13 protein-coding genes and 1 pseudogene are annotated in these 11,285 nt (G+C 69.4%); 8 read left to right on the top strand and 6 right to left on the bottom strand.

The features are described from left to right. Positions 1–82: 82 nt before the first annotated feature. Both ACFYQ5_RS29940 and ACFYQ5_RS29935 read right to left on the bottom strand, forming a co-directional pair. Complete coding sequence (locus tag ACFYQ5_RS29940) at positions 83–805, bottom strand: transglycosylase SLT domain-containing protein (RefSeq protein WP_389202043.1); 723 nt, start codon at positions 803–805, stop codon at positions 83–85. Positions 806–1,054: 249 nt separating this feature from the next. Then, a pseudogene (locus ACFYQ5_RS29935) lies at positions 1,055–1,450 on the bottom strand (S-adenosylmethionine:tRNA ribosyltransferase-isomerase); the annotation flags it as partial. A 236-nt stretch (positions 1,451–1,686) separates the two neighbouring features. On the opposite strand from ACFYQ5_RS29935, the gene ACFYQ5_RS29930 reads away from it, so the two are divergent. From ACFYQ5_RS29930 to ACFYQ5_RS29920, 3 genes are all read left to right on the top strand, one after another. After that, positions 1,687–2,832, top strand: a complete 1,146-nt coding sequence (locus tag ACFYQ5_RS29930) for a GAF domain-containing sensor histidine kinase (protein ID WP_389202042.1) — start codon at positions 1,687–1,689, stop codon at positions 2,830–2,832. Next, positions 2,825–3,469: a response regulator gene (locus ACFYQ5_RS29925; protein ID WP_389202041.1), complete on the top strand. Its 645-nt coding sequence runs from the start codon at positions 2,825–2,827 to the stop codon at positions 3,467–3,469. The genes ACFYQ5_RS29930 and ACFYQ5_RS29925 overlap by 8 nt, the downstream gene beginning before the upstream one ends. Before the next feature lie 170 nt (positions 3,470–3,639). Then, a complete protein-coding gene (locus ACFYQ5_RS29920) occupies positions 3,640–3,891 on the top strand; it encodes a chaplin family protein (RefSeq protein WP_389202040.1) in 252 nt (83 codons plus the stop codon). A gap of 58 nt (positions 3,892–3,949) precedes the next feature. Here ACFYQ5_RS29920 and ACFYQ5_RS29915 read toward each other — a convergent pair whose 3' ends face one another. Continuing rightward, complete coding sequence (locus ACFYQ5_RS29915; RefSeq protein ID WP_389202039.1) at positions 3,950–4,729, bottom strand: hypothetical protein; 780 nt, start codon at positions 4,727–4,729, stop codon at positions 3,950–3,952. A gap of 120 nt (positions 4,730–4,849) precedes the next feature. On the opposite strand from ACFYQ5_RS29915, the gene ACFYQ5_RS29910 reads away from it, so the two are divergent. The 4 genes from ACFYQ5_RS29910 to ACFYQ5_RS29895 all read left to right on the top strand — a co-directional run bounded on the left by ACFYQ5_RS29910 (position 4,850) and on the right by ACFYQ5_RS29895 (position 8,087). Continuing rightward, entirely contained in the window at positions 4,850–5,650 is an 801-nt protein-coding gene (locus ACFYQ5_RS29910) for an ABC transporter ATP-binding protein (protein WP_389202038.1), read from the top strand. 65 nt (positions 5,651–5,715) lie between these two features. After that, entirely contained in the window at positions 5,716–6,144 is a 429-nt protein-coding gene (locus tag ACFYQ5_RS29905; protein WP_389202036.1) for an NfeD family protein, read from the top strand. A gap of 137 nt (positions 6,145–6,281) precedes the next feature. Continuing rightward, on the top strand, positions 6,282–7,235 hold the full coding sequence (locus tag ACFYQ5_RS29900; protein WP_389202035.1) for an SPFH domain-containing protein: 954 nt from the start codon (positions 6,282–6,284) through the stop codon (positions 7,233–7,235). Between the two features lie 78 nt (positions 7,236–7,313). Then, positions 7,314–8,087 (top strand): sulfite exporter TauE/SafE family protein, encoded by a 774-nt coding sequence (locus ACFYQ5_RS29895; protein ID WP_389202034.1) that lies wholly within the window; start codon positions 7,314–7,316, stop codon positions 8,085–8,087. A gap of 59 nt (positions 8,088–8,146) precedes the next feature. On the opposite strand, the gene ACFYQ5_RS29890 is transcribed toward ACFYQ5_RS29895, so the two are convergent. From ACFYQ5_RS29890 to ACFYQ5_RS29880, 3 genes are all read right to left on the bottom strand, one after another. After that, entirely contained in the window at positions 8,147–8,653 is a 507-nt protein-coding gene (locus ACFYQ5_RS29890; RefSeq protein WP_389202033.1) for an HNH endonuclease, read from the bottom strand. 141 nt (positions 8,654–8,794) lie between these two features. Next, on the bottom strand, positions 8,795–9,328 hold the full coding sequence (locus tag ACFYQ5_RS29885) for a YbhB/YbcL family Raf kinase inhibitor-like protein (protein WP_389202031.1): 534 nt from the start codon (positions 9,326–9,328) through the stop codon (positions 8,795–8,797). 56 nt (positions 9,329–9,384) lie between these two features. Continuing rightward, positions 9,385–10,167 (bottom strand): sporulation protein, encoded by a 783-nt coding sequence (locus tag ACFYQ5_RS29880; RefSeq protein WP_389202029.1) that lies wholly within the window; start codon positions 10,165–10,167, stop codon positions 9,385–9,387. Positions 10,168–10,252: 85 nt separating this feature from the next. On the opposite strand from ACFYQ5_RS29880, the gene ACFYQ5_RS29875 reads away from it, so the two are divergent. Beyond that, a complete protein-coding gene (locus ACFYQ5_RS29875; RefSeq protein WP_389202027.1) occupies positions 10,253–10,894 on the top strand; it encodes a DNA-3-methyladenine glycosylase in 642 nt (213 codons plus the stop codon). Positions 10,895–11,285: the final 391 nt, after the last annotated feature.

The raw sequence follows: 11,285 nt of genomic DNA, 5'->3' as shown, positions 1-11,285 counted from the left end.
GCCGCCCTTCGGCATGTGCCGCCGGTCACGCGACGCTGCGGACCGGCAGGTCAGCTCTGCCAGGTTCTGCTCGGTGCGTGGCTCAGTACGCGCTGTCGACGTTGTCGATCGAGCCGTACTTGTCCGCCGCGTAGTTGGCGGCAGCGGTGATGTTGGCGACCGGGTCGTACTGGTCGTGCTTGGTGCCCTTGACGTGGTAGAAGTCGAAGGTCGGCTTGATGACCTGCAGCAGTCCCTTGGACGGGACGCCGTTGATCGCGTTGATGTCCCAGTTGTTGATGGCGCGCGGGTTACCGCTGGACTCGCGGATGATGTTGCGGTGCAGGCCCTCGTACGTACCGGGGATGTTCTTCTTGTCCATGATGGCGAGAGCCTCACGGATCCAGCCGTCCAGGTTGTTGGCGTAGACCGGCTTGCGGTCGGCCGCGCGGCTGGCCTTCTTGGCGGAACGTTTCTTCGCATCGGCCTTGGCCTCGGCGACGGCCTTGGCCTTTGCCTCGGCCTTGGCTGCGGCCTTCTTCTTCGCGGCGGCTTCCTTGGCCTTGGCGGCGTCGGCCGCCTTCACGAGCTGCTCGGCCGTCGAGTTCTGCTCGATGACACTGGCGCGGACGTCCTTCGCCTGCGAGCCGGTGAAGGCCACCGGCTGGGCGGCCGAGGCAGCCTGCGGCTCGGTCGTGGCCGAGGCGTCGTCGGGGACGAGCGAGAAGGCGAGAGCGGCGGCTGCCAGGGTGGAGACCCCCGCGACGGAGAGCTTCTGCGCCTTGTTCAGGCGACGGCTACGGCTGGAGATGCGGGACACGGACATACAGTCGTACCTCTTCGAATAGCAGGGGTCCTCGGCGAGGACGCGGACGGAAGCGCCGGGGGGCATCTCCGTCGGGGACAGCTGCAATTCTTAGCTCCAGCAAAATGGCCTGGCAAAGGTGTGACGTACGAAGCCGGGTAGTGGGTGAGGGTCTCGTTCCTTCCTCCTTGTCCGGTTTGAGTCATGGTGAGTTGCCCGTTATGGGTCAACTATCCCTCTTCGTAAGTGACGTGGGTCCTATGCCTGGGCTCACACGGGGCCCCCTCCGGGCTCACTGAAAGTTGCTCCTGTAATGCGGGGCGTAAGGGGATTTCGGGCAGGAGGCAGCAGGAGGTGGGCATCCCCGAACTCATGCCAGAGATACCGGTGGCCCAATGCCTGCGCGTACCCCTGCCGCAGCGCCTCCCGTCCCGCGACGGCCTCCAGCATCAGCAGGTGCGAGGCCTCCGGTTCGTGCAGCCCGGTCAGCAGCCCGTCCACCACCCGCACGCCGCGCCGCGGCGTCACGACCAGATCCGTCCAGCCCGCCGCGGCCCGCACCGCCCCGTCGTCCCCGGCCGCGGACTCCAGGGCCCGCACCGCCGTCGGCCTCACGGCGATCGCCCTGCCCCCACCCGCCCGTGCCGCGTTGACCAGCCGCGCCGAGCGCGCGCCCCAGCCCCTTCGATCCACCCGTGATCACTGCGATCGGCATGACAGCCATCCCCTCGAACCTCGTGACGCTCCGACGCCACCAACGTAGGAACGGCGCCCAGTCCGCGTCCGCCGCGTCGTCCATCGGCCGCAGCCGCCCGAGGTACTTCGGCCTAGGACCCAGGCCCCATGCGGCGGGGGCCCGCAGCCCGATACGACGGCCGTACCCCCGCCGGTACGGTGAGCACATGAGTCATCGCCCACCGTCGGGCCTCGCCGCGGTCAGTGCCGCGCTGCTCGCCATGAGCCGGCACCTCGAGGTGAGGGACGTCCTCAAGACCATCGTGGCCTCGGCCCGCGAACTCCTGGACGCCGAGTACGCCGCCCTCGGAGTGCCGGACGACCACGGCGGCTTCGCCCAGTTCGTCGTCGACGGGGTCAGTGACGAACAGTGGAAGGCCATCGGACCGCTGCCCCGGCAGCACGGCATCCTCGCGGCGATGCTCCACGAGGCGAAACCCCAGCGGCTCGCCGACGTCCGCGAGGACCCCCGCTTCGAGGGGTGGCCCGACGCCCACCCCGACATGTCCGACTTCCTCGGCCTGCCCATCCAGGACGGCGACGAGACCATCGGCGCGCTCTTCCTCGCCAACAAGCGCTGTCCCAGGCCGACGGACGGCTGCAACTTCACGGAGGAGGACGAGGAGCTCCTCGGGATCCTCGCCCAGCACGCGGCCATCGCCCTCACCAACGCCCGGCTCTACGAACGCAGCCGTGAGCTCACCATCGCCGAGGAGCGCTCACGGCTCGCCCACGAGCTGCACGACGCCGTCAGCCAGAAACTCTTCTCGCTCCGGCTCACGGCCCAGGCCGCCGCAGCTCTCGTCGACCGCGACCCGGCACGGGCCAAGGGCGAGCTCCAGCAGGTCGCCGACCTGGCCGGGGAAGCCGTGGACGAGCTGCGCGCGGCCGTCGTCGAGCTGCGCCCCGCCGCCCTGGACGAGGACGGCCTCGTCGCCACCCTCCGTACCCAGATCCAGGTCCTGAACCGCGCCCACAGCGCCCAGGTCACGTTCGAGAGCTCCGGGGTGCGAGCCCTGCCCGCCACCCAGGAGGAGGCGATGCTCCGGGTCGCCCAGGAGGCCCTGCACAACGCCCTGCGCCACTCGGGCGCCGGGCAGGTCACCGTCACACTCACCCGGCAGGCGACCACGGCCGTGCTGCGCATCACCGACGACGGCGGCGGCTTCGACACCGGTGCCGTCCGGCGCGCCGGACGGCACCTGGGCCTCGTGTCGATGCGGCACCGGGCCGGCGGCGTCGGCGGCCGGCTCACCGTCGCTTCGGAGCCCGGCAAGGGCACCACGATCCAGATGGAGGTCCCCTGTGGCTGACAAGATCATCAAGGTCCTGCTGGTCGACGACCACCAGGTGGTCCGCCGGGGACTGCGTACGTTCCTCGAGGTCCAGGACGACATAGAGGTCGTCGGCGAGGCGTCCGACGGGGCCGAGGGCGTCGCCAGGACCGAGGAGCTGCGGCCCGACGTGGTCCTGATGGACGTCAAGATGCCGGGCACGGACGGCATCGAGGCACTGCGCAGGCTCAGGGAGCTGGACAATCCGGCCAAGGTACTGATCGTCACCAGCTTCACCGAACAGCGCACGGTCGTGCCCGCCCTGCGGGCGGGAGCATCGGGTTACGTGTACAAGGACGTCGACCCGGACGCCCTGGCCGGCGCCATCCGCTCGGTCCACGCCGGCCACATCCTGCTCCAGCCGGAGGTCGCCGGCGCGCTGCTGGCCCATGACGACACGGGCAACGGCACGGGGCGGGGGAGCACCCTGACCGAGCGGGAGCGGGAGGTGCTCGGACTGATCGCCGACGGCTGCTCCAATCGGGAGATCGCCCGGGCGCTGGTCCTGTCGGAGAAGACCGTGAAGACCCATGTCTCGAACATCCTGATGAAGCTCGACCTGTCGGACAGGACCCAGGCCGCGCTGTGGGCGGTCCGGCACGGAGCGGCGGGCTGACGGCGGCGCTGCCGACGGGGGAGTTTGTCAGACAAGCGGACGGGTTCACTCCAGTCCGCGATTCATACTGTCGGGTGTATGTCACCCGTACGGCGCATCCTCGGCGGCGTACGGGCGTTCTCCATGCGTGCTGCGGCGGTCGGCCGCGGCGACGCGAGGAGGATCCTGAAGTGAAGAACCTGAAGAAGGCCGCAGCCGTCACCATGATCGCGGGCGGAATCATCGCCGCCGGTGCCGGAGCCGCCTCCGCCACGGGACACGGTGGCGCCGGTGCCCACGGCACGGCCGTCGGTTCCCCGGGCGTCATCTCGGGCAACGTCGTCCAGGTCCCGGTGCACGTCCCGGTGAACGTGGTCGGCAACACGGTCAACGTCGTGGGCCTGCTCAACCCGGCCTTCGGCAACTTCGGCCTGAACGGCTGACCGACGCCTCGCACCTCGCCGCCGGAGGGCTCACCCGAGCCCTCCGGCGGCCGGGGGACTACCGCCCCCGCTCCTCCACGTACGCGTTGTACGCCGCGACCTGCGCCCGCCGGGCCACCCGCTCCACCGGCCGCAGCGCCTCACTCCGGGCCGCGATCTCGGAAGCGCTCACCGCGCCGCCGTGCCCGTTCTCATGGGCCACCGACACCAGCAGCCCCACCCGCTGAGCCAGTTCCAGCACCCGGACCGCCCTCGGCGGATAGCCCGGAGCCAGCACCTCCCGTCCCCGCTCCGCCCGCGCCCGGTAGGCATCCACCGCGGCCTCCGCGACCGGCCCGGAACCGGCGACATCCAGCCGCGACAGTACCGCCGTCGCGTCCCGCAACGCCTCGGCGAGCTCCCGCTCCGCCTCACCCAGCGACGGCACATCGGCAGGCGGCGCCTCCCGGACAGACAGACAGCGCCAGACCACCTCGACATGCAGATCCCCGGCGGGCCCCACCTCACTCACCTCCGGTACGAGCCCGTACGGCGCCCCCGACGTGACCACCGCCTCCTCCGCCTCCAGAGCCCGGGCGTTGAAGTCCGGCGGCCCGCTGAGCCCCAGCGGATGCCCGGGCACCGGCAGGGCGACCCGGAAACCGGTCGCGCCGAGCCCCCTCAGCCGGCCGAGCGCCAGCGTGAGCCCGACGGGCCCCGCCTCACCCGGCAGCCCCTCGACGCGGTGCACCGCGTCCTCGCCGACGATTGCGAGCGCCGCGTCGTCCGGTGACGCAAGTCCCGCCATAAGCGCGTTTCCCCATGCGGCAAGCCGCCCTGAGCGTGGTTCCGAAAGCATGGGAACAGCCTAGGGAACGGCCCCACGGCCTGAGCACTCCACGGGTGGCGTAGGTTTTCCCTGGGAGCTGTGCCCACAGGCACGCGACGATCTCGACACTGTATGGGGAGACAACGCGCCATGAGCGATGTACTGGAGCTGGTGGACGTATCCGTGGTCCGCGACGGACGCGCTCTGGTGGACGACGTCTCCTGGTCGGTCAAGGAGGGGGAGCGCTGGGTCATCCTCGGGCCGAACGGCGCGGGCAAGACCACCCTCCTCAACCTCGCCTCCAGCTACCTCTTCCCGAGCACCGGCACGGCCACGGTCCTCGGCGAGCGGCTCGGCGGGGTCGGCACCGACGTCTTCGAGCTCCGCCCCCGCATCGGTATCGCCGGTGTGGCCATGGCCGAAAAGCTCCCCAAGCGCCAGACCGTCCTGCAGACGGTGCTCACCGCCGCGTACGGCATGACCGCCACCTGGCACGAGAACTACGAAGCCGTCGACGAGGAGCGCGCCCGCGCTTTTCTCGACCGCCTCGGCATGACCGAGTTCCTCGACCGCAAGTTCGGCACGCTCTCCGAGGGCGAGCGCAAGCGCACCCTCATCGCCCGCGCCATGATGACCGACCCCGAGCTGCTCCTCCTCGACGAGCCCGCCGCCGGGCTCGACCTCGGCGGACGCGAGGACCTGGTCCGCCGCCTCGGCAGGCTGGCCCGCGACCCGTACGCCCCCTCCATGGTCATGGTCACCCACCACGTCGAGGAGATCGCGCCCGGCTTCACCCACGTCCTGATGATCCGTCAGGGCAAGGTGCTCGCCGCAGGCCCCATGGAGACCGAGCTCAGCTCCCGGAACCTCTCCCTCTGCTTCGGCCTGCCGCTCGTCGTCGAGCACCACGGCGACCGCTACACCGCCCGCGGACTTCCCCTCGGCGGGTAGTCGCACCACGGCCAACCTCTGCGGCGCCCTGTCGGCGAGCGCACTCTCGGTCCTACGATGACCCTGTGGACATCGATGCGTGGGTGTGGTGGCTGATCGGAGCGGTGGGACTGGGCATTCCCCTCGTCCTGACCGCGATGCCCGAGTTCGGGATGTTCGCCGTCGGGGCGGTGGCCGCAGCGGTCGTCGCGGCCCTCGGCGGGGGCGTCGTCGCCCAAGTCCTGGTCTTCGTCGTGGTGTCGGTGGCGCTGATCGCCGTCGTCCGCCCGATCGCGGCCAGACACCGTGCGAGCCGGCCCGGGGAGGCCACCGGAATCGACGCGCTGAAGGGCCGTCAGGCCGTCGTGCTGGAACGGGTGGACGGCAGTGGCGGGCGCATCAAGCTCGCCGGCGAGGTCTGGTCCGCCCGCGCGCTCGACGGCGACCAGACCTTCGAACCCGGTCGGCAGGTGGACGTCGTGGACATCGACGGTGCGACGGCCGTGGTCATGTGAGCGAACCGGTCACGGGGAAGCCCGCAGTCTGACACACTCGAAGTCGATCATCATGAGAGTGCAACGGCCATGACGACCATGGCAGTTGGACATCGATCACCGCGATCCGCCGGCAACCGAAGGGCACGAGGCACACGATGCAACCGATCATCATCGTCCTGATCATTCTGGTGGTGCTCGTCTTCATCGCCCTGATCAAGACGATCCAGGTCATCCCGCAGGCCAGTGCCGCCATCGTGGAGCGCTTCGGCCGCTACACCCGCACGCTCAACGCCGGGCTGAACATCGTCGTCCCGTTCATCGACTCGATCCGCAACCGGATCGACCTCCGCGAACAGGTCGTCCCGTTCCCGCCGCAGCCGGTGATCACCCAGGACAACCTCGTCGTCAACATCGACACGGTCATCTACTACCAGGTGACCGACGCCCGCGCCGCGACCTACGAAGTCGCCAGTTACATCCAGGCGATCGAGCAGCTCACCGTCACCACGCTCCGCAACATCATCGGCGGCATGGACCTCGAGCGGACCCTGACCTCCCGCGAGGAGATCAACGCGGCGCTCCGCGGGGTCCTCGACGAAGCCACCGGCAAGTGGGGCATCCGCGTCAACCGCGTCGAGCTCAAGGCCATCGAGCCGCCCACCTCCATCCAGGACTCGATGGAGAAGCAGATGCGCGCCGACCGCGACAAGCGCGCCGCCATCCTCACCGCGGAAGGCATCAGGCAGTCCGCGATCCTCACGGCCGAGGGCGAGAAGCAGTCCGCGATCCTGCGCGCCGAGGGTGAGGCCAAGGCGTCCGCGCTGCGCGCCGAGGGCGAGGCCCAGGCCATCCGTACGGTCTTCGAGTCCATCCACGCCGGAGACCCGGACCAGAAGCTCCTCTCGTACCAGTACCTCCAGATGCTCCCGAAGATCGCCGAGGGCGATGCCAACAAGCTCTGGATCGTGCCCAGCGAGATCGGCGACGCGCTCAAGGGCCTCAGCGGCGCCTTCGGCAACCTCGGCGGCGGAGTCCCCGGCTTCAACACCGGCAACAACGGCAACAACGGCAACGCCGTGGAACGCCGGGAGCAGCCCCCGGTCGACTGACCGGGACACACCTTCGTGCATGATCAGTGAGGCCCCTCGACCTTCATGGCGGGGAGGCGTCACTGACCATCGAAGGAGATGGCCTTGTCCATCTGGGAGATTCTCGCGGTCTTCGCGGCCGGGGTCGGCGCGGGCACGATCAACACCATCGTCGGCTCCGGCACGTTGATCACCTTTCCCGTGCTCCTCGCGACCGGTCTGCCACCGGTCACCGCCACCGTGTCCAACGCGCTCGGCCTGATCCCGGGGGCCATCAGCGGAGCCATCGGCTACCGCGAGGAACTCGCAGGCCAGCGCCGCCGCGTACTGAAGCTGAGCGTCGGCGCACTGATCGGCGGACTCACCGGGGCCGCCCTCCTGCTCGCCCTGCCCGCCACGGCGTTCGAGACGATCGTCCCCGTCCTGGTGGCCCTCGCGCTCGTGCTGGTCATTCTGCAGCCCCGCATCAGCACAGCGGTCCAGCGCCGCCGCGACCGCACCGGCACCCCCGCCCGACCCGACGGCGGGCCCCTCCTGTTCACGGGCCTGATGCTCGCCAGCGTCTACGGCGGCTACTTCACGGCGGCGCAGGGCATCATCTACCTCTCCCTGATGGGCATGCTGCTCGACGACACGATGCAGCGCCTCAACGCCGTCAAGAACGTCCTCGCCGCCGTCGTCAACAGCGTCGCCGCGCTCTTCTTCCTCTTCGTCGCGGACTTCGACTGGACGGCCGTCGTGCTCATCGCGGTGGGTTCCGCGATCGGCGGCCAGATAGGCGCCAAGGTCGGCCGCCGGCTCAGCCCGCGCTTCCTGCGCACCCTGATCGTCGTCGTCGGCACCGCGGCCATCGTCCAGCTGCTGCTGCGCTGACGGACGGAAGCCCGCCCCCTCCGGTACGGGGGAGCGGGCTTCCGCACACGTCCAAGGCGTCACGCCGCAGAGTGCGCCAGCCACTCCGGCAGCGCCGACCGGTCGCCGGCCCCCAACGCGAGCAGCATCGCGTCCGCCGGCGAAGGCACGAACGGCTGACGCAGCAGAGGCATGCCCGCCTGCTCCGGCGTCCGGGCCGCCTTGCGGTGGTTGTCCTCCGCGCACGAGGCCACGGTGTTCAACCAGGTGTCCTGGCCCCCCTGGGCCCTCGGCACCACATGGTCCACGGTGCTCGCCCGCCGCCCGCAGTACGCGCACCGGTGCTGGTCCCGTATGAGAACACCCCTTCTGGACCACGGCGCGTGTCTTCGGAACGGCACCCGTACGTACCGGCAGAGTCTGATCACCCTGGGGACCGGAATGTCCACGGCGGCACCACGCATACGGAGCCCGGGATGCGACTGCTCGACGACGGCCTTGTCCTGAAGGATCAGAACCACCGCACGGTTGAGCGTCACCGTCGACAGTGGCTCGAAGCTCGCGTTGAGCACCAGTGTGTCCCGCATCCTGCCCACCTCCCCTGTGCCGCCCGTCTGTCGGCGGGCCCGGATCAACTCTGTCCGGGTGAGCCGTGACGGACAACGCAATAAAAAGTGCCCTGCCCTGATCTCTCCAAGACCAGGGCAGGGCAAACGGCAGGCGAACCTTCAGCTTTCGGGGGCGGCGTACTCCCCGATCAGCTGGGCTCGGCCCAGCGTGTGGAACCGCAGGTTGAAACCGACGACGGCGGGCGAGGCGTCGCTGTCCGCGCCGAGCTTCTCGGTGTCCACCGCGTACACGGTGAAGACGTAGCGGTGGTTCTCACCGGCAGGAGGCGCGGCACCGCCGAACTCCTTGGCCCCGTAGTCGTTGCGCGCCTGGACGGCACCCTCGGGCAGCCCTTCGAACGCCCCGCTGCCCGCACCGGCGGGGAGCTCCGTGACGGACGAGGGGATGTCGAAGAGCACCCAGTGCCAGAACCCACTGCCCGTCGGGGCGTCCGGATCGAAGCACGTCACGGCGAAGCTCTTCGTCTCCGCGGGGAAGCCCTCCCACCGCAGCTGCGGCGAGGTGTTCCCCGCCGCGTACACCTGGGCGTCCGTCAGCACGGCCCCCTGTGCGAGGTCCTCGCTCACCACGGTGAACGGGGGGACCTCGGGATGGAAGTCGTGCGGCAGCGGCGCCCTCTTCGGCTCGGTCACGTCAGCACCTCTCCTGGATCGGCTGTGCGGTGTCTTCCCACCGACCCTAAGGGGCGTCAGAGCCAGTTGCGCTGGCCGCCGACCTGGGCGAGCCACTGGTTGAGGTACGCGGCCCAGTCCGTGCCCTGGAAGTCGGTGAGACCCACCTGGAAGGCGCGGTAGGAGTCGCTGCCCTCACTGAAGAGACCCGGCTTCTTGTCCATCTCCAGGATGACGTCCATCTCCCGGTCGTCCGCGACGAACGTCAGCTCGACCTGGTTCAGCCCCCGGTACTGCTGCGGCGGGACGAACTCGATCTCCTGGTAGAACGGCAGACGCTGGCGGGTGCCGCGGATGTGGCCGCGCTCCATGTCGGCGCTGCGGAAGCCGAAGCCCAGCTGCCCGAAGGCGTCCAGGATGGCCTGCTGCGCGGGCAGCGGGTGCACGTTGATCGGGTCCAGGTCGCCCGAGTCCACGGCGCGGGCGATCTCCAGCTCGGTGGTCACCCCGATGTTCATGCCGCGCAGCTGCTGCCCGGCGAACATCGTGATCGGCGTCTCCCAGGGGATCTCCAGCCCGAACGGCACGACGTGTACCGCACCGGCCTGCGCCTGGAAGGCACCACCCAGGCGCAGCTTGGTGAACTCGATGTCCTGCTTGGTCTCCTGGTCACCGCCCTCGACCTCGACCCGAGCCTGCAGGCCGACCGAGAGAGCCTCGATCTGCTGGTCCACGGAGCCGCCCTGGATCCGGACCTCGCCCTGGACGACCCCGCCGGGGACGACATTGAGTTCGGTGAGTTCGGTCTCGACCGAAGCACCGCCGGCACCCATGCTCGCGAGCAACCGCTTGAAGCCCATGTTTTCCTCCTTGGTCCTGACCTCTACATACGCGCCACGACCGTAGCCGGTTCCCGCCACGCCGAGCCCAGTACCCTCGGACGCCATGAACGAGGGCATGGACCGTACGCCGCTCACGCGGGACTTCTTCGACAGGCCCGTGCTGGACGTGGCGCCCGATCTTCTGGGCCGCACCCTCGTCCGGACCACGGACGAGGGCCCCATCGAGCTGCGCCTGACGGAAGTGGAGGCGTACGCGGGCGAGATCGACCCGGGCTCCCACGCCTTCCGCGGCCGGACAGCGCGCAACAGCGTGATGTTCGGACCGCCGGGTCACTCGTACGTCTATTTCACGTACGGCATGTGGCACTGCCTCAATCTGGTCTGTGGCCCCGAGGGCATGGCGAGCGGTGTCCTGCTCCGGGCCGGGGAGATCGGCATCGGAGCGGAGATGGCCCGCAAACGTCGATTCTCGGCCCGGTATGACAGAGAACTGGCCAAAGGGCCGGCGCGACTGGCCACCGCCCTCGACGTCGACCGCGCGTTGAACGGGGTGGACGTGGTGCACGGCCCGCAGCGGCCGCTGTCCGTCCTACGGGGTACTCCGCCATCTCCCGACCAGGTCCGGAGCGGTCCCCGCACGGGGGTTGGCGGCGACGGCTCACACCAGCCCTGGCGCTTCTGGATCGACGGCGACCCCACGGTCAGCCCTTACCGGGCTCACACGCCCCGCCGCCGCGCAACTTGACTCGCCCCTGCTGTTTCCCTAGTGTAGTCCGAGCCGCTTGAACGGATGCAGTTGTTCTTGGTGTGGTCCATCGGACCGGACCGAAGCATCGTGAGAGGGCCAACCACTACCTACGATTCACCCCTGGCGGGTGTGATTTCGGCATGCCGAAATTCTCCCGAACGGCTCGATTATGAGTCGCCGAGGAAATCGGCTAATGTAGTGACCACGCCGAAAGGGAAACGCGAAAGCGAAGAACTGGAAAGCGAAAAAGCAAGAACCCGCTTCGACCGGGAATCGGACACGAAAGAGTCTGGTAGAGTCGGAAACGCAAGAACGAAGGGAAGCGCCCGGAGGGCCCCGGTGAAACGGGACCGAAGGAAGCGTCCGTTCCTTGAGAACTCAACAGCGT

The sequence above is a fragment of the Streptomyces sp. NPDC005794 genome (assembly GCF_042871445.1).
Lineage (GTDB): Bacteria > Actinomycetota > Actinomycetes > Streptomycetales > Streptomycetaceae > Streptomyces.
Note: the sequence above shows the minus strand (reverse complement) of the source record. Positions and strands in the feature narration are given on the sequence as shown.

Coding starts and splice junctions, on each gene's coding strand:
- ACFYQ5_RS29875 (WP_389202027.1), top strand. CDS start 10,253: ATGAACGAGGGCATGGACCGTACGCCGCTCACGCGGGACTTCTTCGAC.
- ACFYQ5_RS29910 (WP_389202038.1), top strand. CDS start 4,850: ATGAGCGATGTACTGGAGCTGGTGGACGTATCCGTGGTCCGCGACGGA.
- ACFYQ5_RS29890 (WP_389202033.1), bottom strand. CDS start 8,653: ATGCGGGACACACTGGTGCTCAACGCGAGCTTCGAGCCACTGTCGACG.
- ACFYQ5_RS29930 (WP_389202042.1), top strand. CDS start 1,687: ATGAGTCATCGCCCACCGTCGGGCCTCGCCGCGGTCAGTGCCGCGCTG.
- ACFYQ5_RS29880 (WP_389202029.1), bottom strand. CDS start 10,167: ATGGGCTTCAAGCGGTTGCTCGCGAGCATGGGTGCCGGCGGTGCTTCG.
- ACFYQ5_RS29895 (WP_389202034.1), top strand. CDS start 7,314: ATGGCCTTGTCCATCTGGGAGATTCTCGCGGTCTTCGCGGCCGGGGTC.
- ACFYQ5_RS29900 (WP_389202035.1), top strand. CDS start 6,282: ATGCAACCGATCATCATCGTCCTGATCATTCTGGTGGTGCTCGTCTTC.
- ACFYQ5_RS29940 (WP_389202043.1), bottom strand. CDS start 805: ATGTCCGTGTCCCGCATCTCCAGCCGTAGCCGTCGCCTGAACAAGGCG.
- ACFYQ5_RS29915 (WP_389202039.1), bottom strand. CDS start 4,729: ATGCTTTCGGAACCACGCTCAGGGCGGCTTGCCGCATGGGGAAACGCG.